This window comes from Ralstonia sp. TCR112 (assembly GCF_007997035.1).
GTDB classification, from domain to species: domain Bacteria; phylum Pseudomonadota; class Gammaproteobacteria; order Burkholderiales; family Burkholderiaceae; genus Ralstonia; species Ralstonia edaphi.
The window spans coordinates 77,203-103,793 of the sequence record NZ_VOSS01000005.1; the positions used below are offsets into that span (position 1 = coordinate 77,203).

The following is a 26,591-nucleotide window of genomic DNA, read 5'->3' on the forward strand; positions in this document are numbered from 1 at the left end:
TCCGGTTGGCAGCGCGCATCACATGGCGTGGTTGGCGGGGTATATGGGCGTGACGCGCACGCAGGGAGGCGAGGGTGTCGGCGTATCGCATCAATGATCTTGAGTTGAGCGCGCTGGCCGGGGCGGGTGCGGAGATCGCGCATCTGTACCTGGTAGCGCTGCGCCCGCGTATGGACTTCCGTACGGGCGTTGTGGGGCGCGTGGTGCGGATCTCGTATCAGGCGCTGCGTGAGTGGACGGAGCGCACTGCGCGCCGTGGCGTGCGCTACCTGGCGCATGACAAGTCGAAGCTGCAGCGGATGTTGGCGCAGCTGGAGAAGCTGGGGCTGTTGCGGCGGCTCGGCGGGCAGTACGAGCTTGTTTTTGCGTGCCCGTTGGCGGATACGGATTCCTGCGTCCAAAAGAAAGCCGGTCGAGGTTCGATACACCCGCAGGATGGCTACGAGTTCAATGCTGACGCGGGTTTTAAGGATGTGCCGGAGTCTGTGGATAACGCGAAAGCCGCCACACATCCGTATTCCGGTAACACCTATAAAACCAACCCCCCTAACCCCCCACGCCGGGGGCGTGAGAAGAAGGAGATTGAGTCCCCCACGCCTGCGGCGCGGGAGGATCGAAACGGCCCCCAACACCGTCGGGGCACGCGGCGGCACCGGCTCTCAGAGGAACGTGGTCAGAACGCGAGTGTGGTTGGGGATGGGCTTGCAGAGAGTGAGGATGGGCAGAGCGTGGCGTGGCAAGCAGACCTTGCCTGGCCGGTTGACCTGAGAGGGCCGGGGAGGGCGCGTGTCGCACGGATTGTGGCTCGTGCACCCGTGGCCATGAGGCAGGTGGTGATCGACGAATGGCGGGGCCGTATGGCGGCTGGTGGCGTGGACGATCCGTTTGCGATGTTGGCGTACCACGCGAAGCGGGCGAGCGATCCGGAATGGGTGCCGTCGTATGCGGCTGCTGTGCGGGAATCGCGAGAGCGGGCGAGGGCGCTGCGGCTTCAGCAGGAAGAGGCGTTGGCGCGGTTGCAGGCGCAGGCGGAGCAGGCGGTGGCTGGGCTGCCGTGGCATGCGGGGCGGTTGCGGTCGGCGAGCTTGCAGCGAGGTGTGGCATGACGGCGGAGGATGCGTTTAACGCGGCGGCGCTGGCGGCGTGCGGCAAAGGTGAGTGGCCGTCGCGAGCGGTGTTCTGGTCGGCGGTGCGGTTTGGGATGAAGGCCGTCGAGGCGGCGCGCTGGGCTGATGCGGAGGAGCGGTGGTCGTCGCTCTGGCGGGTGGCGGTGGTGGAGCATTTGCCGCCGATACCGGATGCGCCGTTGGTGGGGGCGCCGCCGTCTGTGGTGCAGGCAGAGCAGCAACTTGCGCGCATGCGCGAAATCGTCGGATCGAGGAGGCAGGATGTATTGCGTTAAGCCGCGTGAGGTGACGAGGCGATCTGCGTTGGTGACGAGCGAGGATCAGGCGCTCGATGATCTGCTGTTCGCGTGGTTCTGCTGGGAGGCGCAGTATTCGGGCGAGAAGTGGTATTCAAACCGGGATGCGACGTGCGGCGGGTCTGCGAGCTCGCGGCAGTGGATGTCGACGGATGACATTCACGAGGCGAGCGTGGATGCGTGGCAGATGCAGCAGGTGGCGGCGGCAATGGAGGCGATCTCTGGCGACCATGCGCTGGCGATTCGGGTGGAGTGCCGGAACAGGCGTGGGCCGGGTGTGTGGCGGAACCCGCGTGCGGGGTTGCGGCAGCCGTTGGCGTATGCAGCGGCGAAGGTGGCGATCCGGCCTTGGATTGTGAAATTCGGTGTCGAGTATTGATGGGGTGAGGGGGCGTCGCTTAAAGTTCGGTTCGTGGGGCGACGCACGCCTGTACGAAATGAAAAAGCCCGAGTGGAAATGCTCGGGCTTTTTTTTAGTCGATTGGCGACTATTCGACTTTTCATGGGCCGTTTCCTCGTGCCGCTTTGGCGTCGATCTGACGGCATTCCACAATGAGCTCCTTTATGGGGCATCCTGCTGGGCGCTCGTTCATGTCGTAGAAGTCGCGCTCAAAGAATGGAAGGACACCCGATGGCACTCCCATTACGCGGTTGAGCTCTAGGGAAAGCAAGATCACCGTTTGTACTGCTGGAACTGCCGACTGAACGATTTGAGACATTTGCTTGTCCCCAGCATCGATGACAGCTTGCAGTTGCTTCTGATCCGAAGCGTCCGTGAATCCCGGAAGTGACTTTGCGTGGACAAGCCGGTTCCGCGCGGGCACGAGGGAGCGCAGTCCATTGATGGCCGGACCGCCTAGCTCTAACGATTTGCCGCAGATTAGCCTCGGCACTACAAGCCATTTCGCAATGACGTCGAGTTTATCGAGCACTTTGGTCGCGTATTTGTCACCAAGGTGGATCGCTGCGAGATCGTAGATTCCAGCTTCACACGCCATGGCCGAAAAGACCGTGGTTTTGATCGCTTCAGCGAGAATCCGCCGTTCTTGGCGAAGGTGATCCGTAGGATCTTCGTCGAAACTTGGGGTCGGGATGGGGTTCTGCTCTTCCTTCTTGAGATCAAGGAAGGACGTCTGAGCAATATCGAAGTACAGCCTTGCTAGATTGTTGACGCGCGACCACGTCGTTTCGATTTTGAATTCGACTTTACGTGTCTTGCTCCAATTCCATCTAGCGATATCGTCGTTGAGGTCATTCATGGAAGTCACTCGGTTTGATCGCGACATTTTGCCAGCCCGCGCATCGGGGCGTCCGGCAACTGCTGGGGCCCCACGACACGCAGGGTACTGCGGGGGCGGGCACCCGCGATTCTTCGTTAGCGGCCAGTTTTCCAGCTTAGTGAAATTCACCTCCGACGAGGTGAAATGGTGAAATCATGAGTGAAACGACCCTCCTGACGCGCTCTGCGTTTGCGGCGCGCCAGAACTGGTCGCCCAGCTACGTCACCAAGCTCGGCAAAGAAGGGAAGCTGGTCACGACGCCCGACGGCAAGCTGGTCGACGTCGATGCCACGCTCGCGAAAATCAAGCGCGGCGCAGACCCAGCAAAGGAAGCCGTCCGCGCCCGCCACGAAGCCACACGCATCGACCGCGACGTCTACAGCGCCAGAGACACAACGCCCGACGCCGACCCATCCCTAGGCCACGACTTCCAAGCCGCCCGCGCCGAACGCGAGTACTACCAGGCGCAGCTAGCCCGCACCGAATACCAGTGGGTCTCCGGCCTACTGGTCAGCCGCATTGCCGTCGAAGATGCCGCGGAAAAGATCGGCGCCAACCTGCGCGATCGCATCATGGGCCTGCCGCGCCAGATCGCCCCCGAGCTCGCCTCGATGACCGACCCATGGTCCGTCGAGCGCCACCTAGAAGCCGCCTTGCGCAAGGTGCTCGACGACATGATCGCCCACGGCGCAAACGTGCTTTCTGAATCCATCAACGATCCCGACCGCGGCAAGTTGGCCGACCTGTCGCGCGCGGGGAAAGAGAGGTACGGCTCCATGGAGCCCATCGACACATCGTGAGCCATCCCGACGGAGCCGCACTGTTCGCCCGCGCCTTCCTGGCCGGCCTCAAGCCTGACCCCGAACTGTGGGTAGACCAGTGGTCCGAAGAGTTCATGGTGATTCCCGACGAGTCGGGCGCCGCCGAAACCGGACCGTACCGCTCCGCGCGCACGCCATACGCCGTCGAGCCCATGCAATGCCTGTCGCCCGCTCATCCGTGCTTGCGCGTGGTCGCCATGGTCGCATCGCAGTTGTTCAAAACGCAGATCGCGTTGAACTGGATCTCGGCGACGATCCATCGCGCCCCGGCCAACTTCCTCGCGCTGGAACCAACGCTCAGCCTCACGCGCCGGTTCTCCGCCCGTGTGGCAAAGACGCTCGATGCCGTGCCGGTCCTGCGCGAACGCGTTGCCTCCGCCCGCTCGCGCGATGCCGCCAACACCGCCGAGCGCAAAGACTTCCGCAAGGGCACGCTGTTCATCAACACAGCCGGCTCCGCGGCCAACCTGGCCGAGGTCTCCGCGCGCTACGTGTACGGCGACGAAATCGACCGCTGGGTGCGCGACCTCAACAACGAAGGCGATCCCATCGGCATCGCCGAAAAGCGCGCCAGCACCTTCGGGCGCAACGCCAAGTTTTACTACTCGAGTTCGCCCACCATCGACGGCGCCTCGCGCATCGCCGAGCTCTACGCCCAGAGCGACCAGCGCCGCTACTACGTGTCCTGCCCGCACTGCGGCCACGAGCACATCCTCGAGTTCGAGCAACTGCGCGCCAGTGACGATCTGAGCGACGTCTACTGCGAGTGCCCCGCGTGCTTCTACAAGATCCGCGAGCACGAAAAGCCTGCCCTCTACAAGACCGGCCGCTGGATCGCGCACGGGCAGGGCGATGGGGAAACGGTGGGCTTCCACCTGTCGACGATGTACGCGCCGCTTGGCTGGGTGTCCTGGCGTGCCCTCGTCAAAGAGCACCGCGAGGCGAAACTCGCGATGGAGAAGGGCGATCCCGGCCTGATGCAGGTGTTCTACAACACGCGCCTCGCGCGCCTGTGGGACAACGCCCAGCAGCGCACCAGCGCCGACGAGCTGCGCGACCGCGCCGAGGACTACCGCCTGCGCACCGTGCCCGCCGGCGCGTTGCTGCTGACCGCCGCCGTCGACACACAGGACGACCGCCTCGAACTGCTCATCATGGGTTGGGGCGAGGGCATGGAGCGTTGGACGATCGATCACCAGGTGTTCATGGGCGATCCGTCCGACGCCACGCTGTGGGCCACGCTGGACGAAGCCCTGCAGGCCACGTTCCTGCACGCCTCCGGCAAAGAGATGCAGATCCGCGCCGTAGCCATCGACTCCGGCGGCAGCCACACGCAAGACGTGTATCACTTCACGCGCCTGCGGCAGTGGCGCCACGTGCTGGCAGTGAAGGGCGCCAGCAAGCCCAACCGGCCGGTGATCGCGCAGCGCCCGTCGCGCGTCGACGTCACATGGCAAGGCACCACCGAAGTCGATGGCGCCGAACTGTGGATCGTCGGCACCGACACCGCCAAGGACTGGATCTACAACCGCTTCAAGCTGACCAGCGGCCCCGGCGCGCTGCACTTTTCGAACGATCTCCCCATGGAGTTCTACAAGCAGCTCACCGCCGAGAAGCAGATCGTGCGCTACGTGAAAGGCTTCCCGCGCACCGAGTGGGTGAAGGCGCGCGGAGACCGTAACGAGATCCTCGACCTGAACGTCTACAACCTCGCCGCCGCGTATTACCTCGGCGTGCACAAGTATCAGGAACCCGACTGGCGCCGGCTGCGGCTGCACTTTGATCAAGGCAGCCTGTTTGCCGCGGCGCCCGCCAACGACGAAACGCCAGCAGCGCCCATCGCACCACCGGCCATCGAGCCACCGCGCACCGCGCACACACGCCGCCGCGTGGCCGCATCGCGCTACCTCAAACGACGATAGAGAACCGCATGGCTTACACACAGCAAGATCTCCAGCGCATCGAGCGTGCGCTGGTGAAGGGCGAGCTCGAGGTTCAGTTTCAGGACCGGCGCGCCCGCTACCGCTCGGTGGACGAAATGCTGCGCATCCGCAGCGAGATCGTCCGCAACCTCGAAGACGCCGCACCGGCATCGCGCGTGATCCGGCTGCGCTCGGCGGGCAAGGGGGTCACATGACCCGTTTCCCTGCGCTGGGCCAGCTTGGTTTCGTCTTGCCGGCGGAGCGGGCGGTTCGGGCGCAGGCGTACGAGGCCGGCGGCACCACCGGCAGCCGCGGTCGCGCGTGGCGCAGCTCGAGCGCCGGGCCAAACGCCTCGGTCACGCAAAACCTCGGCACCATCCGCACCCGCGCCCGTGGCGCCGTCCGCAATGACCCGTGGGCAAAGAAGGCGATTGCAAGCTTGGTGACCAATGCTATTGGGACTGGCATCGTGCCGCATCCCGAGCATCCCGACCCCGACATGTGCGGCGCGCTCAAAGAGCTCTGGAGGGACTGGGTACCGGAAGCCGACGCCGATGGTCTGCTCGACTTCTACGGCCTGCAGACGCTGGCTGCGCGCTCTCTGTTCACTGATGGGGAGGTTCTGAACCGCACCCGGCCGCGACGCCCCGAACGTGGTTTGTGCGTGCCGCTGCAGGTGCAGCTTTTCGAAGCCGACCACCTGCCGGCCAACCTGAACCAGATGCTGCCCAACGGCGGCGAGATCGTCTCTGGTATCGAGTTCGACCGCGATGGCGACCGCGTTGCCTACCACCTGCACCGCCGGCACCCGGGCGAGGCAGGGCGGGCGACCACGCAGGCGGGAACGGTGCGCGTGCCGGCCGCCGAGATCCAGCACGTATTCGAGCCGGTGCGGCCGGGTGCCGTGCGGGGCTGCTCGGCCCTGGCGACGGTGCTCTTGCGCTTGCACACGCTCGACAGCTTCGACGACGCAGTGCTCGTCCGGCAGGAGGTGGCGAATCTCTTCGCAGGGTTCATCACCCGGCCAGCGCCCACCAGCGTGAAGCTGGATATGGTGACGGGCCATCCGGCCCAGTTCGACGGCGACGGCACAGTGCTCACATCGATGGAGCCCGGCTCCCTGCAGGAGCTGCTCCCCGGCGAGGAAGTGCAGTTTGCCGAACCGCCCGGCGCCGGCACCGACTACGGCCCCTTCATGCGCCAGCAGCTCATGGCCGCCGCCGCATCGGTCGGCCTGCCGTACGAAGTGCTCACCGGCGATCTGCGCGACGTCAGCGACCGCGCCCTGCGCGTGATCCTCGGCGAATTCCGGCGCCAGCTCGAGCAGCTGCAGTGGAACGTCTTCATCCACCAGTACTGCCGCCCCGTATGGGCCGCCTGGACGGATGCAGTCGCGCTGTCGGGCGTGCTGCCCATGCCCAACTACTACCGGGACCGGCGCCTCTATTTGCGCGTGCGCTGGGTGCCGCAAGGCTGGCCGTACATCAACCCGCTGCAAGACGTGCAGGCGCAGCGCATTGCGATCCGCGCGGGGCTGGCCAGCCGCTCGGCCACGATCCTCGCGCAGGGCGAAGACCCGGAAACCACCGACGCCGAGTACGCGGCCGACTTCGAACGCGCAGACCGGCTCGGCCTCGTTTTCGACTCTGATCCGCGCATGCGTGATAGCGCCGGCAACGTGACCGACACACAGGAACACACCAACGATGAAAGCTAAACAGAGGAAGTGGTACGACCTCAAGGCCGCGCGCAACGCCGCCGGCAAGACGGTCGCTGAACTGCGCATCTACGACGACATCGGCTTTTGGGGCACCACCGCCAAGGCGTTTGTCAACGAGCTGGACGCGGTAGCGAAAGACGCCGACGAGATCCTCGTCGCCGTCAATTCCGGCGGCGGCGATGTGTTCGACGGCTTCGCCATCTACAACGCACTGCGCCGCTACAGCGGCAAGGTCACGGCGCGCGTGGATGGCATTGCCGCCTCCGCCGCCTCGCTCGTCGTCATGGCCGGCGACACCATCGTCATGCCGGAAAACGCCATGATGATGATCCACAACGCCTGGACCATCGCCGCCGGCGACGCCGCGCAAATGCGCAAGACCGCCGATCTGCTCGACAAGACACGCGACGGTATCGTCGCCGCCTACCGCAATAAGTGCGGCCTGACCGACGACGAAATCGTCGCCATGATGGACGCCGAGACTTGGATGACCGCCAGCGAGGCGAAGGAACGCGGCTTCGCCGATCAGATCGAGGCACCCGTCAAGCTGCAGGCGTCTGTCCGCACCGAAGAGCTGCTCGCGCGGTTCGACCACACGCCTGAAGCGTTGCTCAAAGCGCTCGAGGCCCCGCCGGCGGAGCCCCCGAAAGCCGCGGCACCTGCAACGCCAGTCGCAGCACCGGTCGCCACCACGCCGCCGCCCGATCCTGGCGCGCTCGCGCAACACGCCTTCGCAGCGTGCCGCACCGCCGGCCTGCCACAACTGGCCGAGGCCGTCGTAGCGTCCAGCGCGCTTGCCAGCGCCGACGCCATCGATGCCGTTGTCGCCCGCGCCAAAGACATCGCCGGCCTCTGCACGGCAGCACACCTGCCCGAACTGGCCGCGCAATTCGTCGCTGACGGCCTGAACGCCGATCAGGTCCGCGCCCGGCTGTACGACCGCGTCATGGCCAGCAGCACGCCGGGCCTCTCCAACCGCCAGCCGGTGGCAGGGCAGGAAACCATCGAGCGCAAGACCGGCCCCCACGGCCCGAGCATCTACAGCGCCCGCCGCAAGAAAACCGCTTCGGCGTTCGCCTGAAGCCACCCATTGGAGTTACCCAGATGCAGATCCAGACACAAGGCGTGCAAACCGCCGAATTCCTGCTGACCGAAGCGCCGGGCAGTCTTTCGCGCGAGCAGATCGCCGTCGCCGCCGGCGATGCGCTGCCCGCAGGCCAACTGCTCGAGCAGGCAGCCGATGGCACCGGCTACGTCCCGTACGGCACCGCCGAAGACGGCAAGGCCGCCGCCATCCTCTACGCACCGCTGCGCGCCTCGGAAGCCGTCCGCCGCGCCACCGCCATCGTGCGCCTGGCCGAAGTGGCCGAAGCCCGCTTGACCGGCCTTGACGCCAAAGCCCGCACGGACCTGCTCGCGGCCTTCATCGCCGTTCGATAAGCACTCACCCGAATTCAGGAGAACCCCATGGCTGATATGGCCCTGTTCAATGACGACGCCTTTTCCATGACGTCGCTCACCGCCAGCATCAACGAGCTGGAAACCACGCCCTCGCGGCTGGCCGCCCTCGGCCTGTTCGAAGAAGAGGGCATGACCGTCACCACCGCGCAGATCGAGCGCGACGGTGAACAGCTGCAGCTCGTCGCCTCGGCAGAGCGCGGCTCGCCCGGGCAGGTTGTGGTCGGCAGCAAGCGTCAGGTGATTCCGTTCAACGCCGTGCACCTGCCGGAAATCGCCACCATCAAGGCGGATGAAGTGCAGAACCTGCGCGCCTTCGGCGAAGAAACCGAACTGGAAGCGCTGCAGAGCGTGGTCAGCAAGCGCCTGCAGAAAATGCGCCGCCAGCTCGATGCCACGCACGAGTTCCACCGCATCGGCGCCATCAAGGGCCAGATCCTCGACTCGGATGGCAAGTCCGTCCTGGTCGACCTGTTCGAGCGCTTCGGGCTGAAGCAACAGCAGCTGCCCATCCTCATCGGCGACGTGCGTTCCTCCACGCTGGAGCTGCTCGACATGATCGAGGATTCGCTCGGCGCCACGCCGCACACGGGCGTGCGCGCCTTATGCGGGCGCAACTTCTGGCGCCAGCTGATGACGTCCAAGGACATCCGGGAGACGTACCTCAACACTCAGATGGCCGCCGCACTGCGTGGCGACCCGCGCGACACGTTCGACTTCGGCGGCGTCACGTGGGAGCGCTATCGCGGCCGCGTCGGCAACATCGGCTACATCGGCGACGACGAAGCCTATGCCGTGCCCGAAGGCGTGCCCGAACTGTTCATCACCCGCTTCGCGCCGGCGGACTACATGGAAGCCGTCAACACCAACGGCCTGCCGTACTACGCCAAGCAGGAAGCCGGCAAGTTCGGCAAGGCCGTGGAACTGGAAGCGCAGTCCAACCCGCTGCACCTGTGCACGCGCCCGCGCGCCGTCATCAAGCTGTCGGCCTCGACAGGCAAGGCCGCCTGATATGCCGTTCCGGGACAACGTTGCTGACCTGGACGAGGCCGTGTTCGAGACGCTCTCGGACGCGGTCCAGATCGACGGGCGCCCCGATCCGGTGATGGGCATGTTCTATTCGCCGTGGTTGGACGTGGAAGCCATGCGCGGCCAGCGCACGGGCCTGCGTGAGCCGTTCGTGATCCTGCGCGATGCCGACGCGGCGGGCATCCGCCAGCGTGCGCGCTTGCAGGCATTGGGCGAGCACTTCAGCGTTGTCGACGTGCAGCCCGACGGCTCCGGCACCACGAAACTCGTACTGAGGCCCGAACCATGTCCGTCACGTTAAAGGCAGAGTTGGACATTGCCGCAGCGCTGGCCCCGCTCGCAAGCCTTGGCAAAGATGCCATGCGCAACGCCTGGCGCCGCGCCTTGAAGAAGAGCGCCAACTGGGTGAAAGGCCAGACCGCAAAGCACGTCTCGGCCGAGATGCACATCGCGCAGAAACTGGTTCGCCAGCGCTTGTACTTCTTCCTGCGCAGCGCCGACAAAGGCAAGGTCTGGCTCGGCCTCAACGCCGTCGAAGCACACCGGCTCGGCAACCCGCGTCAAACGCGGCGCGGCGTGTCCGTTGGCCGGCATCGGTTCGACAACGCGTGGATCTACCGAAGCAAGCGCGGCAGCAAGAACGACGGCAAGGTCTTCCGCCGCGTCGGCAAGGCCCGCATGCCCATCGAGGGCGTCAAGCTCGACTGGGCAGACAAAGGCGAAGCCGCCTTCCGCAAAGCCGCGGCTGAGATCGAAGCGCGCCTCATGGTCATTCTGGAGCAGGAAGTGAAATACGAAATCCTTAAGGCAACCGGCCATGCTCGCTGATCTGCAGCAACTGTTCGACGCCGTGGAATCGCAGCTCAAAGCGCAATTTCCCGACGTCCCCCTCATCGGCTGGGCACCGGAAATCGAAAACAGCATGCCGCTGCCCGCCATCCTGCTGTATGTCGGCGCGCTGCGCCCGGGTACCGACACCGGCACGGGCCAACCGCCCATCAACATCGTGATCGAGCTGCGCGTCGTTGGCGACCCGACCGAGCCCAACGCCGAGGCCGCCATGTGGGCGCTCGCCGCACGGCTCATCAAGGTTCTGCACCACCAGACGTGGGGCCTGCCCGTCACTATGGCCGAGCTGGAAAGCGATGGCTTCCACCCAGACGGCATGCGGCCGGATCTCGACGGGTACAGCGTCATCGCCGCTGAATGGAAACACGAGTTTGACCTCGGCCCGCCCGAATGGGCGTTTGAAGACACCAGCGGCACGACGATCGATTTCGACATCCAGCCGCGCCACACCAATGCCGACCATGAGCTACGAAGCGGGTGAAACCGACCGGCGCCTCGCCTGCATCGTGCAGGCCGGCGTCATCGCAGCGGTGGACGTCGCTGCCGCCCGCTGCACCGTCACCGTCGCTGACTGGACGTCTGACTGGTTGCCGTGGTGGTCACGTGCCGCCGGCGCCGTGCGCGAATGGCGCCCGCCGTCGCCAGGTGAACAAGCGTTGCTCGTCTCTCCGTCGGGCTGCCTGGAGGGCGGCTTTGTGCTGGCCGGCTTCTACACAGACCAGCACGGCGGAGCGAACGGCGATTCGGCAGACGTTACCGCCTCCGACTACCCGGACGGCGCCCGCGAGCACTACGACCACGCCGCGCACGAATACCGGCTCTCGGTACCGGCCGGCGGCCAAATCGTCCTGCAGGTCGGCGATACATCGCTCACGCTGCGCAGCGACGGCGCAGAGTTGAAAGCGCCGCAACTGCTGGCCGATGTGCCAGCGTCCACCTTCACGGGGAATGCCTTGGTGGAGAAGGCGCTGGCGTTCCTCGGCGGGCTGACCGGGCAGGGCGCCGCCGGCGGCACGGCTGTCGCCATTCAAGGCGGCATTCAGGCCACCGACGATGTCGTTGCCGGCGATATATCGCTGCGCGGTCACTCGCACATGGAGCAGGGCGACGGCGCCCCGGTGGGCGAGCCGTTCTAGGTTTCCCAATCATCAATCCCAAGGCGGCCATGTGCCGCCTTTTTTCGTTGGAGGCACTGTGGCCATCGTCGGCATGAACAGACGCACGGGCGCGCTGCTCTCGGGCATGGACCACCTGCTGCAAAGCCTGACCGACATCCTCAGCACACGCCGCGGCACGCGCCGCGAGCGGCCTGACTACGGCAGCGATCTGCCCGACCGGGTCGACCTGCCCATCACGCGCGGCTGGGTGGCCGCTGCGCAGGCAGAAGCCGCCCGCGCCATCACGCGTTGGGAGCCGCGTCTGCGTCTCTCCCGTGTGCGCGTGGAGGGCATCGAAGAGGGCAAAGTGGCTTGGCGTGTTGTAGGGCTCTACAACGAGCGGGCCGTCGATCTGAAGGTATTGTCATGAGCGTAATCGACCTTTCCGCACTGCCACCGCCCGACGTCGTTGAGCCACTCGACTTCGAGGCGGCCTACCAGCGGCACCTTGCGACCTTCAGGGCGCTGTGTCCGGAGTGGTCCGCCACCATGGAATCTGACCCCGTGGTCAAGCTGATCGAGCTGCTCGCGTACGTCGACGTCCAACAGCGCGCGCACGTGAACGACTCCGCACGGTCGACCATGCTCGGCTTTGCCGTCGGTGCGGATCTCGAACACCTCGCCGCCGGGCTGGACACTAAACGGCTTGTTGCCGTGCCGGGCGACCCGGAAGCGTTCCCGCCGGTCGCGCCCATCATGGAATCGGAAGCCAGCTTGCGCACACGTGCGCAGGGTGCATTCGAACGCCTGTCCGTCGCCGGCCCGCGCGCCGCGTATGAGTTACACGCACGCGCCGCAGACGGCCGCGTGGCAGACGCGCGCGCCATCTCACCGGCGCCGGCGGAAGTCATCGTTTCCGTGCTTAGCAACGAAGGCGACGGCACCGCGTCGGACGAGCTCATCGAGCGCGTGCGGCAGGCGCTGAGCGATGAAGACGTCCGCCCGCTGGCCGACCGGCTGACCGTGCAGGCGGCGCGCATCATCCGATACCCCCTGCGCGTCGTGCTGTACCACTACCCAGGCCCCGAGGCTGAGCCCATGGTGGCCGCCGCATGGGAGCGGCTCCAAGCCTACGCGCAAGAGCAGCGACGTATCGGCCGGGACGTCCGCCGCTCCGCCATCTTTGCAGCGGCGCACGTAGCAGGCGTACAGCGCGTGGAAGTGACCGAGCCAGCGGAAGACATCATTGTCGATCTGACAGAGGCGTCTTACTGCACCGGCATCGACGTCGTTGTCGGGGGCGCGGATGAGTGACAAAACGCTGCTGCCCGCAAACGCCACACCGCTCGAGCGGGCAGTGGCGCAAACCATCCTGACGCTGCTCGATACCCCCGTCCCGCTCAATCAGCTTTGGGATGTGGACACGTGCCCCGTGCCGCTGCTGCCCTACCTGGCAAGCGCCCGCTCGGTCGACCGCTGGAATGCCAACTGGCCCGAAGAGGTTAAGCGCCGCGTCGTGCGAGACGCGTTTGCCGTGCACCAGCGCAAGGGCACGGCAGGCGCGCTGCGTCGCGCGCTCGAGCCGCTGGGCTACCGGCTGACCGTTCGGGAGTGGTGGCAAACGCAGCCACCCGGCACGCGCGGCACGTTCTCACTCGACGTCGGCATCGAGACCACGGGCGCGACGGAAGCCACCTACGACGAGATCGAGCAGATCGTCGACGACGTGCGGCCGCTATCAAGACACCTGACAGGGCTCACGCTCAGCGCAGAGATCGCCGGTTACGCCGGCACCCACGCCGCCTGCCTGGAGGGTGACACAGTAACCGTATACCCGTACATGCCCGAGGCAATTGCCACAGAAGGCGCCACGCGCAGCGCGGTCGCCGCCCATGTTGTTGAAATCACTACGGTATCGAATGGCTAAGTACTATGCGACTTTGACGGAGACGGGCGAGGCCAAGATGGCCCGCACGCTCGTTTCTAACACGATGGTCCCGCTCACCGAAATGGCCGTGGGCGATGGCGGTATCGACGGCGGCGCAGATGTGGATGTGATGCCGAGCGCCGCCCAACGCGCACTCGTGCGCGAACGCCACCGCCGGCCGCTGAATCGCCTTGTGCGTGACGAGAAGAACCCCAGCATCGTCATTGCGGAGGTCTATCTGCCCGAAGAGGTGGGCGGATGGTGGTCTCGCGAGTTGGGCCTGTACGACCAAGACGGCGAGCTGTTCGCGGTCGCCAACGTGCCGCCCAGCTACAAACCAGTGCTTGCGGAGGGCTCCGGTCGTGGTCAGTTCTTCCGCATGATGCTGATCCACAAGGCGGCGGGCAATATCGTTCTGAAGATCGACCCGGCCGTGGTCGTGGCAACGCGCGAGTATGTCGACGACGAGGTGCAGGAACTGCGCCTGGCGCTCGAGGAAAAGGCGGACAAGGCGACCACCCTCGCGGGCTACGGCATCACGGACGCTGTGACGGTGGCGCAAGGCAGGGCGGCGGGCATCGGCGCAGACCTGAGCCTGACCAACGGGATTGTCGGCGATCTGAACGCGGTGACAGAGCCCGGCGAGTACTACTACAACGCGACGAACACCAATGGGCCGTCCGTCTACGGCCTGCTGAAGGTATGGCGCGAGCACGGGACCACCGTCTATCAGCTCGCGCATGCAGACACCAATGACGTCTACACCCGCCGCCTGCTGAACGGGGCGTGGGTGCCCTGGCGCAAGCTTGCCGCAACCGACAGCCCCGAGTTCACCGGTATACCGCGTGTGCCGACACCTGCCATTGGCGATAACAGCTTGCAGGTGGCAAACACTGCCTTTGTGCGCGCCTACGTGGCGTCTGCCGTCACCGGCAACGAAGTGGGGCGCATCTTCTTTGAGGTACGCACGCTGCCTCGCGCGGGCTGTTTGCGGCTGAACGGAGCTTTGCTCATGCGAGCCGACTACCCAGAGCTATTCGCCTATGCGCAAGGCACCGGTGCCATGGTGACCGAGGCCGAATGGTCTGCCAACGCGTGGGGATGCTTCTCCATTGGAGACGGGCAGTCCACCTTCCGGCTGCCGGAGTTCCGCGGCGAAGGTTTGCGGTGCTGGGACGACGGGCGTGGCATCGATGGCAAGCGCGGCGTCGGCACATGGCAAGACAGCCAGAACCGGCAGCACACGCACACTGGCGCCAGCGCTGCGGCGGGCGAACACGCGCACTTGGCGTGGACCGACGCCCAAGGATGGCACGCTCACACCGGCTCCACGTCGGTGGGCGGTGCACATGCTCACGGTATCGGGGGTGGCACACCCGTCGCCCCGGTGGGCGCCTGGTCATACCGCGATGCAGGCGGCACTTGGTCGGTCACCAGTACCACGGACGGCAACCACAGCCACACCGTGAGCCTGGACGGCAACGGTTCGCACGGCCACAACGTCGGCATCGGCGCCAACGGCTCGCACAGTCACGTCATCACCATCAACGCGGACGGCGGCACGGAGGCGCGCATGCGCAATGTCGCCTTGCTCGCCATGATCCGCGCATTTTGAGGGTTCACATGCTGATTCACCATTACGACAACCAGACAGGCCAGTACTGCGGCAGCCAGTTGGCCGATGCAGATCCGCGCTCCCCGGGGCGCTGGCTGTTGCCGGCTTTCGCTACAGATCAGGTGCTACCAGAGCGCACCGCCGAATCGTGGCCGTTCTTTCGCGACGGCGAATGGGTGCTGCTGCCAGACTTTCGAGGCAAGGTGCTGTATCGAACCGACACGGGCGAGCGGGCGGAAATTGTCGCACCCGGAATCCGCCCGCAAGACATTGGGCTGACAGTTGACCCGCGGCCTTCCAATGACCACGTCTGGAAGGACGGCGCGTGGCAGTTGTCCGCCGAGCAGGTTGCCAAGCGTGCGCGCGATGAAGCGATGACCGCCTTCAATGAAAAGATGGAAATCGCAAGACAGGCCAACGCCGGCAAAGCCGATGCTTACGCCGCAGGACTGCTGTCCGACGTGGAGGTGGCAATTTTCAAGGCGTGGGCCGCGTATCAGATGGATCTCGTGCGCGTCCTGTCTGAGCCGACCTTCCCGGAGCGCATCGATTGGCCTGATGAGCCCGATGTAGAAGCCGTGACTGCCAAGGTATTCGCCGAAAAGGCGGCGGCAGAGCAGCTTGAGAAAGAGCGCGCTGAGGAGGCTGCAGCCGCCGAAGCGGCCCAGACGCCGGTGGATGCCGACAACACCGAGACCCAGACCGCCGACACATGACGCAAGCCCCATAGGAAACCGACGCACCGCTCCCTACCGTAACGAGAGTCACTGGCGCGCAGCCATGACGATCCATTCACGCTAAACAGTTGAGGAGCAATCATGACCAAAGTCGTCGTCAAGCTTATTGGGCACAACAAAGAGAATCTGGTCGGCCCGGCCGTCACGGTGGGCTCGAAGCGGTGGGGCCACAACGGAGTCGATTTCGGCAAGGAACAAGAGGTCACACCCGGCACGCATACCGTCACGGTGTACAGCGCAGGAAACGTCGTGCGTACGCTCCACGCCGAAGTGCCCAACGACGAGCACTTTGCGATTGACATCGATATCGACTAGATCGACGTCAGCCGCCCGCCTGCCGCAACGCATCAGCAAGCCCCGCCACCGAGCGGGGCTTTTTCATCTCCACTTCCCAGCGAGGAGCCGCATGGCATCTTCTTTCTTCCACGGCATCACCACCACGATTGTCGACACCGGCCCGCGCCCGATCGCCGTGCCGTCGTCGTCCATCATCGGGTTGGTGGACACCTACACCCCTGGCGCGGATCTCGTGCAACCCGATGTGCCGGTGCAGATCACCAACCCGCGCGAGGCGGCGCAGGCCTTCGGTCAAAACAGCGCCATCACGCGCGCCATCAACGCCATCTATGCGCGCACCTCGGCCGTCATCGTGGCGACCGGCGTGGCGGAGTCGGAAGACGCCAACGCGCTCACGTCCGACATCATCGGCGGCGTCACGGCGGGCGGCGTACGCACAGGCCTGCAGTCGATGCTCGACGCCAAATCGCGCTTCAACGTGCAGCCGCGCTTGCTGATCGCGCCCGGCTTCTCCGCGCGCCAGCCGGTGGCAACAGCAATGGATGGGCTTGCCGCCAAGCTGCGCGCCGTGAGCATCATCGACGGGCCGAACACCACCGACGAGGCCGCACTCGCGTACGCACGCAACTTCGGCTCCAAGCGCCTCTACATGGTCGACCCGGGCGTGCGCACGTGGGACACCGCGGCCAATGTGGAAGTCGATGCACCGGCATCCGCCTACGTGGCCGGCCTGTTTGCCTACACCGATGCGGAATACGGCTACTGGGCGTCTCCGTCCAACAAGGAATTCGTGGGCATCACTGGCACCGGCCGGCCCATCGAGTTTCTCGACAACGATCCGACCTGCCGCGCCAACCTGCTCAACGAGGCTCGCATCGCCACCATCATTCGTGACGGTGGCTATCGCCTGTGGGGCAACCGCACGTTGTCCGCCGATCCGAAATGGTCGTTCGTCACGCGCGTGCGCACGCTGGACATCCTCATGGATGCCGCGCAGGCCGGCCACAAATGGGCCGTCGACCGTGGCATCACAAAAACCTACGTCCACGACGTCACCGAAGGCCTGCAGGCATTCATGCGCGACCAGCGCAACGCAGGTGCCCTGATCAATTTCGAGGTCTATGCAGACCCGGTGCTGAACACCGCCAGCCAGATCGAGCAGGGCCGCGTCGTGTGGAACGTGCGCTTTACCGATGTCATCCCGGCAGAAAACCCGATCTTCCGCTTCGAGGTCACCAACGAGTGGCTGACCGAAGTGCTCGACACCAAATAACGGAGGTGCATGTTGGTACCCGAGACACTCTACAACTTCAACCTGTTCGTGGATGGCACGAACCTCGCAGGGCAGGCGTCGGAACTGACGCCGCCCAAGCTCAAGATCAAGACCGAGGACTACCGCGCCGGCGGCATGGATGCGCCCGTCAAGCTGGACATGGGCATGGAGGCGATGGAAGCGTCGTTCTCGCTCGTCACGCTGTCGACCGCCGTGCTCAAGCTGTTTGGTCTGGCCGACCAGAACGCCTTTAACGGCACCTTCCGTGGCGCCTTGCGCACCAAAGACGGCAAGACCCGCAGCGTCGTGCTCGTGCTGCGCGGGATGCTCTATGAGGTCGATCCGGGCTCGTGGAAACCCGGCGAGAAGTCCGAATCCAAATACTCCGTCAGCGCCGATTACTACAAGCTCGAAATCGACGGCCGCGTCTGGCACGAGATCGACGTGCTCGGCTGCAAGCGCGTCATTGACGGCGTCGACCAGCTCGCCGAAGTCCGCGTTGCCATCGGCCTGTAAGCCACCACAAGAGACCCACCACGATGCAAACCACCACCATCAAGCTGAAATTTCCCGCCGTCGTCAACGGCGTTAAGGTCGATGCGCTCACGCTGCGCCAGCCCACGGTGCGCGACATGCGCGTCGCCGGCCAGCAGGCGGGCGGCGATGAAGAGCTGCGCGAGATCCTGCTCTTCGCGTCGCTCGCCACCGCCGGGCAGAACGACATCGAGGGCCTGACCTACGTCGACTACCAGCGCGTGCAGCGCGGCTACTTTCGGCTGCTGGCCGACCGCGAGGCTACCGATGCCGGACATCAAGCGGCTGACCAAGCGCCTGCTGTCGATGGGCGTCAGCCCGCGTGACATTGACGCCATGACGGTCGACGACATGGTCTGGTGGTTGACCGACTGACGCGGCAACGCAGCGCCACACAGCAGGAGCACGGATGGCAACAAAAGACATAGCGCTTGGCATCCTCATCGGTGGCGCGGTCAGCTCAACCCTGGGCCGTGCCGTCAACGAGGTCGGCACCAAGCTGGATGCACTCAAAAAACGCGCCGGCGAGGCGCGCGTCTGGCAGAACACGATTGGCGAAACCCAGCGCCTGCAGCGCGAGTTTCGCGATCTGCACGCCGCTGGCGATCGCGCCGCCGACAAGGTGCGCGTCAAGATCGAGCGCAACACCCGCGCGCTGCGCGAAGCGGGCTTCGAGGTCGACCGGCTAGACCGTTCCTACCAACGCCTCGGCCGCACCGCACGCGGGCCCGAACTGCGCGCCCGTGGTACCGCGCTCGTGGCCGACGGCAGAGACGGCTTGCGCAACACCATCGGCGACACCACCAAGTTTGTCGCCGCCGCAGCGGTGCCGACCGCCATCTCCGCCGGCTACGAAGCCATCATCCGCGATATCGCCATCAAGGCCGGTGCCGCGCGCACCGACAAAGAGCGTGAGATGAGCAGCGGCATTGCCGCCTCCGCGCAGCAAAGCGGCATCGGCCGCAACGTGCTGGCGGACGCCGTCAATCAGATGGTGTCGGCCGGCATGGATCTCGACCGCGCACTGTCGTTCGCGCCGCTGGTGGGCAAGTTCTCCGTCAGCCAGGGCGCAGACCCGAAGGAAACCGCGCGGATGATCCAGGCGCTCGAGCAGAACGCCAAGATTGCGGACCCCGCCAAGATGGCGCAAGCGCTGGAAACCATCGCGTTTCAGGGCAAGGAAGGCTCGTTCGAATCCAGCGACATGGCGCGCTGGTTCCCGGTGCTGCTGGCCGACATGCAGAAGCTCGGCATCGTCGGTAACAGCTCCGTCGAGCAGCTCGGCGCGCTGCTGCAAGTGCAGATGAAAACCGCCGGCAGCGCCGACGAAGCCGCCAACAACACCAAGAACTGGTTCTCCAAGATCGGCAGCGGAGAAACAGCCGGCAACTACGCCAAGGCCGGCATCGACTACGAAGCCAAGATGCGCGAGGCCATCGGCAAGGGCTGGAGCACGATGGAAGCATCGTTCGTGCTAGCCCGCGCCTACATCGAGCAGGCCGATCCGGAAAAAGCCAAGCAGCTTGCCGCCGCCGCGCAGCAGTTCAACAGCGAATCCGACCCCGCCAAGCGTGAAGCGCAGATGCGCGCGTTTGCCGAAACGATGAAGACGGGCGACCTCTTCAACGACATGCAGGTCAAGGCCGCATTGACGGCCTACATGCAGAACGCCGATCTGTATCAACGCTTAAAGAGCGAGGGCGCCAAGGCCACCGGCGAGATTGAGAAAGACCTGGCCGACCGCCGCGATAGCTCCAAACAGAAATGGGCCGAAGTGGGGCAGGCGTGGGATGAGGCGATGCGCCGCATTGGCGATGCGCTGAAGCCCGTGACGGATTCGGTGGCGGATCTCGCTGCCAGTGCCGGCACCTCCGTCGGCAAGCTGGCCGCCGAGTCGCCCAAAGCCACGGTCGCCATCGGCGGTGTGCTGGCGTCGATTCTGGCGTTCAGGACCGGGCGCGCAGTATGGAAGATCGGCAAGGGCGTGTCCGACATCGCGCGCGGCACTGCTGTCGCCGCAGGCGTTGGCCGCACGGCGGAGGCGGCAGCAACCGCCGCCAAGGTCGCACCGGCCGCCGCCAAGCCGTCGGGCGTGCTGAGCGCTTCCGGCCGCTTCCTGAAAGGTGCAGCGCCCAAGCTGGGCAAGATCGGCGCTGTCGCGGGCGTTCTGGCGCTGGTGGGCACGGCCGGCATGGCAAGCGCAGAAGCGGCAGAACGCCCCGGCAACAAGGCCGACAAGGCCAAAGCCATCGCCGGTATCGGTGCAGGGCTGGCCGGCGAGCTTGCCGGCGGCGCTGCAGGCCGTGCCATCGGCGCCGTCGCCGGCACCGCCATCGCGGGGCCCATCGGCACCGTTGTTGGCGGGCTGCTCGGCGGCATGCTCGGTTCGTACCTGGGCGGCAAGGCCAGCACTGCGCTGGCCGACCGTGCCCTCAGTGACAAGAAGCCCGAGGCCGCACCTCAGGCAGGCGCGCCCGTCCTGCCCGCCGGCGCACAAGAAGCGCTCGGCACGGCGCAAGCAGCCGCCAATGCGCCGCCAGCACCGCAACTGCAGTTCGACCAGCGGTTCGAGTTCGCGCCGCAAATCGCCGTGACAGTGCAGGGCGACGTCAAAGACCCGCGCCAGCTCGCAGAAGCATTGATGCCGCACCTGCGCCGTCAGTTCGACGAATACGCCGCGCAGCAACGCCGGGCCGCCATGTCGGACGGCTCGCACGTGTAACGGAACAGATCATGGATTTTCAGAAGTTCGCATCCGCAGCCGCAACGCATGCGGCGCGTGCTGCCGAGCATGTCCGGCAGATGGAGCGGTTGCTCGACAAGCCTGATGGCACAGGCGATGCAAATGCACGCCGCCGTGAGGCGCAGGCCTTGGGCGACCTAGGCAGCGCTGGCAGCGCCCTTGCCGCCGCCGACGAGGCCATCGGCGGTACCGGCCGCATGACGGCGGTAAGAGGCGCGGCACAGCGTGCCCTCAACCTGACAGACGCGGCGCTGGGCGCCATCCAACGTACCGTCGCCGGCGAGCGCTTCGCCTCCGTCCTGCGCGCCGCGCAAACCACGGGCGACGCATTGGCAACCGTGCGCCGCCGCCTCGATGCCGTGCTGCCCGCCGTCACGTCCAGCGTGCGAAGCCTGGTGCCGAGCTACGCGCTAGGCCCGGACAGACTCCTCGGCACCGGCCAATCCGCAGGCGCCACCGAACGCCTGCTCGTCCTGTCCACCGATGAGGGCGAGCAATTCCAGTTCGGCCTATCCACCGCCGCATACGACCGCCTGCGCCGAGAGACCCGGTACAACATCGCCGCACAAGAACGCATCCAGCGGCAAGAGGCCTTGCAGGCCGTGGGCGCGGGCGGCGACACCATCACCGTGTCCGGCGCCATCTTCACCGCCGGCGGCGCGGGGGCAGGGCAGCTTGACCGCCTGCGCGCGATTGGTGCGGCGCTCAAGCCCGTGCAGCTCACAACCGGCTCGGGCGACGTGCTTGGCCGCTACTTCCTGGACCGCGTGGGCGAAGAGCAAGACGGCCTGCTGGCCGACGGCACACCGCGCAAACAGGGTTTCGATTTGGAGTTCCGACGCTATGGCGATGACTATCAGAACATCTGACGGCGATGTGCTGGACGTGCTCTGCTACCGCGCATACGGCACGCTGGCCGGCACGGTGGAGGCTGTGCTCGATGCCAACCCGGGCCTCGCCGCGCGGCGCCAACCGTACGCCGCCGGGGTCGAAATCTTCCTGCCCGACCTCACGCCCGCGCGGGATGAACCCATCCAGCTTTGGACGTAGCACATGGAAGCCGAATTCGAAGTCCTGGCAGACGGCCAAGACATCACCGCGCTGCTGCGCGATCGCGTGCTGGAAATCCGCCTGACCGACAAGCCCGGCATGGAAGCCGACCGCTGCGAGATCCGCCTGGATGACCGCGACGGCAAAATCGCCTTCCCGCCCAAGGGTGCCACGCTGCGTATCTCGTTCGGCTGGGCAGGCAAGGGCCTATCCACGCGCGGCACGTACGCCGTTGACGAGATCGAGCTGAGCGGCCCACCGGCCACCATCGTCATACGCGGCAAGCCGGCGGATATGCGCGCCACCGCCAAGGCGCAGCGCAACGCCAGCTACACCGGCACCACGCTGGCCGCCATCGTGGCGAGCGTGGCCGCCCGGCACGGCTGGAAGCCCGCTTGCACGATCGAGGCGAACATCGACCGCGCCGACCAGTTTGGCGAGAGCGATCTGCATTTCATCACCCGGCTTGCGCGCCAGTACGGCGGCACCGCAACGGTCAAGGGTGGCAGGCTCATCGTCGCCCCGCGCGGCGGCGGCAAAAGCGCAGACGGCAAACCGCTCGCGCCCATCGTGCTGCGGCCGACCGACCTCATGCGGTACCGCCTGACGTTGCCAGACCGCAGCAGCGTCGGCGGCGTCAGAACCCGCGCGCACGACGTCAAGACCGGCCGCAAGATCGATCTGTATATCCCCAACCCGGAAGCGCCCAACGGCCCACCGGCGCAGGCCACGCACACCGACCGGCACGTGCACGCCAGCCCGCACGCTGCAAAAGCCGCCGCCAAAGCCAAGCTGCAAGACATGAACCGCAGCACCGCTGAAGGCGAGCTGGAGATGATGGGCCGCGGCGATATCAGCGCCGAGAAAACGCTCCGCCTGGAAGGCTTCAAAGCGCAGGCAGACGGCGACTACCTGGCCGAAACCGTCACGCACATCTACGCCAACAAAAGCTGGCTAGTGAACGTGAGCCTGAACGGCGGCAACAGCGGCAAGGCCAAAGCCGGGCAGGGCAAGGCCAAGAAGGCGGCCAAGGTGACCAACCTGGTCATTCCGGCGCCGCCGAAGTGATGTAACACCCTGCGCGTCCGCAACCAAGAAACCACCCAAACAGCCCGCCACCCGGCGGGCTTTTTCATTTCCAAGCCATGAACAAACAATCCTTCAGCAAGGCTGCAGCCTTGCCGCCGGCGCTCGCCGATCGCTGGTGGCCGCACATCGAGGCCACGTGCAAGCGCTTCGGCATCTCCACACCCGCGCAGCAGGCGGCCTTTATCGCGCAGATCGGGCATGAGTCCGCAGGCTTCACGCGTGTCACGGAATCGTTCAACTACGCCGTGGCGGCGCTGCCCGCCATGTTCTCGCGCGTCACGCCCGCACTGGCCGCCACGCTCGGCCGACAACCGGGCGAGCGCGCAGTGCCGCTTGAGCGGCAGCAGCGCATCGCCAACATCGCCTACGCCAACCGCTACGGCAATGGCGACGCTGCTAGCGGCGACGGCTGGCGGTACCGGGGCCGCGGCCTCAAGCAAATCACCTTCCGCGCCAACTACCGCGAGTGCGGCCATGCACTGGATCTCGATCTCGTTGCGTGCCCCGAGCTGCTCGAGCGGGACGACACCGCCGCGCTCTCCGCCGGCTGGTACTGGTGGGCCTTCGGGCTGGGCAAGCTGGCCGACGCCGGCAAGTTCGACGAAATCACGCGCCGCATCAACGGCCCCGCCATGGAAGGCGCAGAGCCCCGCCGCGCGCGCTGGGCGGTCGCCAAACAAGCATTGGGAGCATAGATGGCACAGCCAACAGGTTGGGGCGCGCTGCTGCGCGTGTTGGACACGATTCTGCCGAGCGCAGCCGGAGCGCTGGTGTCGTTGCGGTTCATCCCGGGCACGCCTGTGCAGCGTGTGGCTTCGCTGCTGCTGGGCGTTGTGTGCGCGCATTACCTCGGCAACGGCGTCATTGGCTTGTGGCAAGTGCCGGCGGGGCTGGTGTCGGATGCCGTCAAGTTTATCGCCGGCGTGTTTGGGCTGACCATCGTCGGCTACGCATACGGCGAGCTTCCGGCGCTGCGGCGCCTGGTGCACGACTGGCTGCAACAAGCGGCCCAACGCTGGACAGGAGGCCGCAAGGAATGACGCTCACCCAAAACGACGTGCTGACCGCCATCGACATCGTGGCGCTCGTGGCCATCTGCGCGGGCGCGGCGTGGTCTGCGCTCACGCAGGCCATTCCGCACGGGCTGCGCGGGGCGCTGCTGCTGTGCGCCGTGGCCCTGTGCGCGCTTGGCAGCGCCGCCGCCTCGCTCCACGCCCATCGGGACATCGCCACCGTGCAACTGCACTGCGTGCTGGCGGTGGCGGGGCTGTGGGTCACGTACATCATCCGACAAGGCAACGCCAATGAACTTCGCAATCGTCCGGCTCCTGGCAGTGGCAGCGGTGGCTGCAGCAGCCGCGTGGGGCTGGCAGGCCAACCGGTACGAAACCGCCATCGCGCAGATCCAACGCGACCACGCCATCGAGCGCCAGACCGCCGTCGATACCGTCGTGACGGCGCTGCAGGCTGCGCTGGCAAAGCACCGGCAGCTTACCGACCAGCTCGACGCGCTCGACCGTACCCATTTCTCGGAGATGCAACGTGCCACCGCTGAAAACACGCGCCTGCAGCGCGCTCTTGCTGCTGGTGATGTACGGATGTCAGTGCGCGCCCGTTGCCAGCCCGACGCCGGCGCCGGCGCAGGTGAAGATCAGCCCGGCGCGGCCTGGGCGATGGAGCCGCCGGCCGATGTGAGCTATCTGGAGACGATGCGGCGGATCTTGTCGATCTCTTCGCAGGAGCGGAGCGGGATGCGGAGAAACTGAGGTATTTGCAGGGGAGGGAGCGGGCCAGAGTCACATGCTGCGCTACTGCTGAACATTGATATCGACATCGGTGACAGCGCTTTCGACGTAGTTGCCCAACTGTGCGACCAGGGAGTTATAAATGGACGTGCGGCCTGGGTAATCGCTGGGTGCGGTCAGCGATAGAACAAATGCGACGTTGCTCGGCGGTACTTCCGCGTTGCCGGAGTATCCGAACTGGTAGAGGTCGCGAGGAAAGATTCGCGCGCACACACGCAAAGTGCTCCCGCTAAAAGCTAATCCGTTTCGGACGTGCTTCACGTGATGGCGGATAGGGTTCCACTTACCCAACGACGCTCGTGCCTCTGTTTCGGCTGCGCGGTCCTCTCGCATACTTCCGGCGAGACTTCCAACCTTGCCGTCCGGTTTTCGATACTGGAGGGCAACTTGTACGCGCGTGGCAAAATAGTTAGCCATACCGAGTTCCGACACCAACGGGTCCAAGATGGCGGTCAACGCAACACGGCCTCGGAGTTTGCCCTCATGCACAAACTCGGGAGGAATAGGAATGTCGTCCCAGTAGTGCCAGAAGCCCGCTGCAAGACTAGCAGTCCACGCCAAGGTCACGCTTCCCTCGGCACATACCCATGGCAGGCGGTCGTTCTGATACGGGGTACCCCATCCAAGTCTGTGGTGGAATGTCTCGCGCTCGGATGCGTTGATTAAAAGAGCTCGAACGAGATCAGGTGTGGGCTCTCTAAGATTGTGGAACGTATGGGCTGCAAGCGCCGAGGTGATTGCAGTGGCATAACTGGATCCTGTCAGAGTTTCACCCCCAAGGCCTCTCAGGGGTGAAAACCATGACACCTCTGGCTTGAATAGTCCTTCCGGCCCTGGGCCGGGCAAACTAACTGTGCATTCCGATCCCGGCTCGCCGTTCGGGCTAGGTTGCCGTCCGGCGACGGTTAATGCTGCTTCGCAATCTGCGGGCGGACACAGCCTTACGGAATTCTCCGGGGCGTGATTGCCGATTGCGACGACTGGCAACACTCCGAACTCACGCGCAATCTTGTGAAGGCCATGTCCCAACCGGCTCATGAACAAGGGGCGGTCGCCCTTAACTGGTTCGCTGAACGACATGTTCCAAACCTTTGTGTCACCGCTATGGCGTCCAATGACCGCCCGCAAATAGCTCTCTAGCTCAACTGATGTCGCTCCCGTGCTGTCCTCATTGGCGATGGACTGCGCGATGCCAACCCGACAAACGAGATCGGGGATCGCAAGATGAGTGTTCCATGCGGCCCCTTGTACGACGAGCGATGTAACTTGATTGCCATGCTTGCGATTTGCTGCAACGTCAGCGACTAGCGACGGTGCGCGCCATGCAACCATTGGTTCATAGCTTCTCGCGAATAGGCCTCCGTCGACGATCCCGACGATTGGCTGCCATTGCTCGTCTGGGATCGGCCGATCTGGGTCGGGCGCCCGCGGCGTTACCGCAGCAGCGACCGGGCCGACCGGATCGATGCGGAAGACTGCGCCAGCAGCAATCAGGTCCCGAAGTACCTGAACGTCATCAGCGACAAATTCGAACTGCGTGAACGGCGCTTGTCGGTATGCGCGTGTCGCCCTAGCGACGCTCAAAGAGGCGGGTGCAGTTTGAACTTGCAGTTGGTCCGTGTCGGACCCCGGCTCGCGTGTGATTCCGATGAGATTAGACAGCGATTGAATCCGCTGACGACTGTGCAGGTCGTTAACGAACGTCGTCACACTCGTGCGTGCCGCAGCGTCGAAGAACGGGGCCAGCCAAGCGGTGAAAATTCGTGAATTGCCATCGCGTACCGCAGCGGCGTTCCACAGCGCGTCGAAGTCCTGCCCGCCTGCAAGAGGCGAAGTGAACATCGTCTCTACCCGCTCGATTCTCGAAATTATCGCTCGCGCTTCTATGCGGGTTGTGGACTCGATGTAGGACGCCAAGGCTT

General features: G+C 65.3%; 32 protein-coding genes. 30 read left to right on the plus strand and 2 right to left on the minus strand.

Annotated elements, in window-relative coordinates; translation table 11 throughout:
• The first annotated feature begins 74 nt into the window (after positions 1-74).
• From FUT88_RS02295 to FUT88_RS02305, 3 genes are read left to right on the plus strand one after another with little or no spacing between them, the layout of a single operon-like run.
• Positions 75-1,106 carry a hypothetical protein gene (locus tag FUT88_RS02295; RefSeq protein WP_147213638.1) on the plus strand — a complete coding sequence of 344 codons (1,032 nt, stop codon included), beginning with the start codon at positions 75-77 and terminating at the stop codon, positions 1,104-1,106.
• On the plus strand, positions 1,103-1,402 hold the full coding sequence (locus tag FUT88_RS02300; RefSeq protein WP_147213639.1) for a hypothetical protein: 300 nt from the start codon (positions 1,103-1,105) through the stop codon (positions 1,400-1,402). Before FUT88_RS02295 ends, FUT88_RS02300 begins: the two co-directional genes overlap by 4 nt.
• 31 nt (positions 1,403-1,433) lie before the next feature.
• On the plus strand, positions 1,434-1,802 hold the full coding sequence (locus FUT88_RS02305) for a hypothetical protein (RefSeq protein ID WP_232042578.1): 369 nt from the start codon (positions 1,434-1,436) through the stop codon (positions 1,800-1,802).
• A gap of 121 nt (positions 1,803-1,923) precedes the next feature.
• On the opposite strand, the gene FUT88_RS02310 is transcribed toward FUT88_RS02305, so the two are convergent.
• Positions 1,924-2,682: a hypothetical protein gene (locus FUT88_RS02310; protein ID WP_147213640.1), complete on the minus strand. Its 759-nt coding sequence runs from the start codon at positions 2,680-2,682 to the stop codon at positions 1,924-1,926.
• A gap of 176 nt (positions 2,683-2,858) precedes the next feature.
• Between FUT88_RS02310 and FUT88_RS02315 the strand changes: the two genes are divergently transcribed.
• The 27 genes from FUT88_RS02315 to FUT88_RS02445 all read left to right on the plus strand — a co-directional run bounded on the left by FUT88_RS02315 (position 2,859) and on the right by FUT88_RS02445 (position 24,630).
• Positions 2,859-3,503: a hypothetical protein gene (locus FUT88_RS02315; RefSeq protein WP_222614244.1), complete on the plus strand. Its 645-nt coding sequence runs from the start codon at positions 2,859-2,861 to the stop codon at positions 3,501-3,503.
• A complete protein-coding gene (locus FUT88_RS02320) occupies positions 3,500-5,446 on the plus strand; it encodes a phage terminase large subunit family protein (RefSeq protein ID WP_147213641.1) in 1,947 nt (648 codons plus the stop codon). The genes FUT88_RS02315 and FUT88_RS02320 overlap by 4 nt, the downstream gene beginning before the upstream one ends.
• 8 nt (positions 5,447-5,454) lie before the next feature.
• The gene (locus FUT88_RS02325; RefSeq protein WP_147213642.1) at positions 5,455-5,661 is read left to right on the plus strand and encodes a phage head-tail joining protein; all 207 of its coding nucleotides are present in this window, start codon (positions 5,455-5,457) and stop codon (positions 5,659-5,661) included.
• Positions 5,658-7,163 (plus strand): phage portal protein, encoded by a 1,506-nt coding sequence (locus FUT88_RS02330; protein WP_147213643.1) that lies wholly within the window; start codon positions 5,658-5,660, stop codon positions 7,161-7,163. The genes FUT88_RS02325 and FUT88_RS02330 overlap by 4 nt, the downstream gene beginning before the upstream one ends.
• A complete protein-coding gene (locus FUT88_RS02335; RefSeq protein WP_147213644.1) occupies positions 7,153-8,247 on the plus strand; it encodes a head maturation protease, ClpP-related in 1,095 nt (364 codons plus the stop codon). Before FUT88_RS02330 ends, FUT88_RS02335 begins: the two co-directional genes overlap by 11 nt.
• Before the next feature lie 23 nt (positions 8,248-8,270).
• A complete protein-coding gene (locus FUT88_RS02340; protein ID WP_147213645.1) occupies positions 8,271-8,606 on the plus strand; it encodes a head decoration protein in 336 nt (111 codons plus the stop codon).
• A 27-nt stretch (positions 8,607-8,633) separates the two neighbouring features.
• Entirely contained in the window at positions 8,634-9,635 is a 1,002-nt protein-coding gene (locus FUT88_RS02345; RefSeq protein WP_147213646.1) for a major capsid protein, read from the plus strand.
• Position 9,636: 1 nt separating this feature from the next.
• A complete protein-coding gene (locus FUT88_RS02350) occupies positions 9,637-9,954 on the plus strand; it encodes a hypothetical protein (RefSeq protein WP_147213647.1) in 318 nt (105 codons plus the stop codon).
• Positions 9,939-10,481 (plus strand): phage tail protein, encoded by a 543-nt coding sequence (locus FUT88_RS02355; protein WP_147213648.1) that lies wholly within the window; start codon positions 9,939-9,941, stop codon positions 10,479-10,481. Before FUT88_RS02350 ends, FUT88_RS02355 begins: the two co-directional genes overlap by 16 nt.
• The gene (locus tag FUT88_RS02360; protein WP_147213649.1) at positions 10,471-10,983 is read left to right on the plus strand and encodes a hypothetical protein; all 513 of its coding nucleotides are present in this window, start codon (positions 10,471-10,473) and stop codon (positions 10,981-10,983) included. The genes FUT88_RS02355 and FUT88_RS02360 overlap by 11 nt, the downstream gene beginning before the upstream one ends.
• On the plus strand, positions 10,955-11,638 hold the full coding sequence (locus FUT88_RS02365; RefSeq protein ID WP_147213650.1) for a phage baseplate assembly protein V: 684 nt from the start codon (positions 10,955-10,957) through the stop codon (positions 11,636-11,638). Before FUT88_RS02360 ends, FUT88_RS02365 begins: the two co-directional genes overlap by 29 nt.
• Before the next feature lie 73 nt (positions 11,639-11,711).
• A complete protein-coding gene (locus FUT88_RS02370) occupies positions 11,712-12,029 on the plus strand; it encodes a GPW/gp25 family protein (RefSeq protein ID WP_147213651.1) in 318 nt (105 codons plus the stop codon).
• The gene (locus tag FUT88_RS02375) at positions 12,026-12,913 is read left to right on the plus strand and encodes a baseplate J/gp47 family protein (protein WP_147213652.1); all 888 of its coding nucleotides are present in this window, start codon (positions 12,026-12,028) and stop codon (positions 12,911-12,913) included. Before FUT88_RS02370 ends, FUT88_RS02375 begins: the two co-directional genes overlap by 4 nt.
• The gene (locus tag FUT88_RS02380; protein WP_147213653.1) at positions 12,906-13,526 is read left to right on the plus strand and encodes a phage tail protein I; all 621 of its coding nucleotides are present in this window, start codon (positions 12,906-12,908) and stop codon (positions 13,524-13,526) included. Before FUT88_RS02375 ends, FUT88_RS02380 begins: the two co-directional genes overlap by 8 nt.
• A complete protein-coding gene (locus FUT88_RS02385) occupies positions 13,519-15,141 on the plus strand; it encodes a phage tail protein (RefSeq protein ID WP_186829219.1) in 1,623 nt (540 codons plus the stop codon). Before FUT88_RS02380 ends, FUT88_RS02385 begins: the two co-directional genes overlap by 8 nt.
• A 59-nt stretch (positions 15,142-15,200) precedes the next feature.
• Entirely contained in the window at positions 15,201-15,857 is a 657-nt protein-coding gene (locus tag FUT88_RS02390) for a tail fiber assembly protein (RefSeq protein WP_261796893.1), read from the plus strand.
• A 102-nt stretch (positions 15,858-15,959) separates the two neighbouring features.
• Positions 15,960-16,193, plus strand: coding sequence for a hypothetical protein (locus tag FUT88_RS02395; RefSeq protein ID WP_147213656.1), 234 nt, complete (start codon positions 15,960-15,962; stop codon positions 16,191-16,193).
• Between the two features lie 91 nt (positions 16,194-16,284).
• On the plus strand, positions 16,285-17,448 hold the full coding sequence (locus FUT88_RS02400) for a phage tail sheath family protein (RefSeq protein ID WP_147213657.1): 1,164 nt from the start codon (positions 16,285-16,287) through the stop codon (positions 17,446-17,448).
• Positions 17,449-17,460: 12 nt separating this feature from the next.
• On the plus strand, positions 17,461-17,964 hold the full coding sequence (locus FUT88_RS02405) for a phage major tail tube protein (protein ID WP_147213697.1): 504 nt from the start codon (positions 17,461-17,463) through the stop codon (positions 17,962-17,964).
• A gap of 23 nt (positions 17,965-17,987) precedes the next feature.
• Positions 17,988-18,308 (plus strand): phage tail assembly protein, encoded by a 321-nt coding sequence (locus FUT88_RS02410; protein ID WP_147213658.1) that lies wholly within the window; start codon positions 17,988-17,990, stop codon positions 18,306-18,308.
• A gap of 83 nt (positions 18,309-18,391) precedes the next feature.
• On the plus strand, positions 18,392-20,704 hold the full coding sequence (locus FUT88_RS02415) for a phage tail tape measure protein (protein ID WP_147213659.1): 2,313 nt from the start codon (positions 18,392-18,394) through the stop codon (positions 20,702-20,704).
• An 11-nt stretch (positions 20,705-20,715) separates the two neighbouring features.
• On the plus strand, positions 20,716-21,594 hold the full coding sequence (locus tag FUT88_RS02420; RefSeq protein ID WP_147213660.1) for a phage tail protein: 879 nt from the start codon (positions 20,716-20,718) through the stop codon (positions 21,592-21,594).
• Entirely contained in the window at positions 21,569-21,775 is a 207-nt protein-coding gene (locus FUT88_RS02425; RefSeq protein WP_102079707.1) for a tail protein X, read from the plus strand. Before FUT88_RS02420 ends, FUT88_RS02425 begins: the two co-directional genes overlap by 26 nt.
• A 3-nt stretch (positions 21,776-21,778) precedes the next feature.
• Complete coding sequence (locus FUT88_RS02430) at positions 21,779-22,843, plus strand: phage late control D family protein (protein ID WP_147213661.1); 1,065 nt, start codon at positions 21,779-21,781, stop codon at positions 22,841-22,843.
• 77 nt (positions 22,844-22,920) lie between these two features.
• Positions 22,921-23,559, plus strand: a complete 639-nt coding sequence (locus FUT88_RS02435) for a glycoside hydrolase family 19 protein (RefSeq protein WP_147213662.1) — start codon at positions 22,921-22,923, stop codon at positions 23,557-23,559.
• Positions 23,560-23,904, plus strand: a complete 345-nt coding sequence (locus FUT88_RS02440) for a hypothetical protein (protein WP_147213663.1) — start codon at positions 23,560-23,562, stop codon at positions 23,902-23,904. It begins immediately after the preceding gene.
• A 264-nt stretch (positions 23,905-24,168) separates the two neighbouring features.
• Positions 24,169-24,630: a lysis system i-spanin subunit Rz gene (locus FUT88_RS02445; protein WP_147213664.1), complete on the plus strand. Its 462-nt coding sequence runs from the start codon at positions 24,169-24,171 to the stop codon at positions 24,628-24,630.
• A 42-nt stretch (positions 24,631-24,672) separates the two neighbouring features.
• Here the strand turns inward: FUT88_RS02445 and FUT88_RS02450 are convergent, their stop codons facing one another.
• Positions 24,673-26,511: a S8 family peptidase gene (locus FUT88_RS02450; RefSeq protein ID WP_261796897.1), complete on the minus strand. Its 1,839-nt coding sequence runs from the start codon at positions 26,509-26,511 to the stop codon at positions 24,673-24,675.
• Positions 26,512-26,591 lie beyond the last annotated feature (80 nt).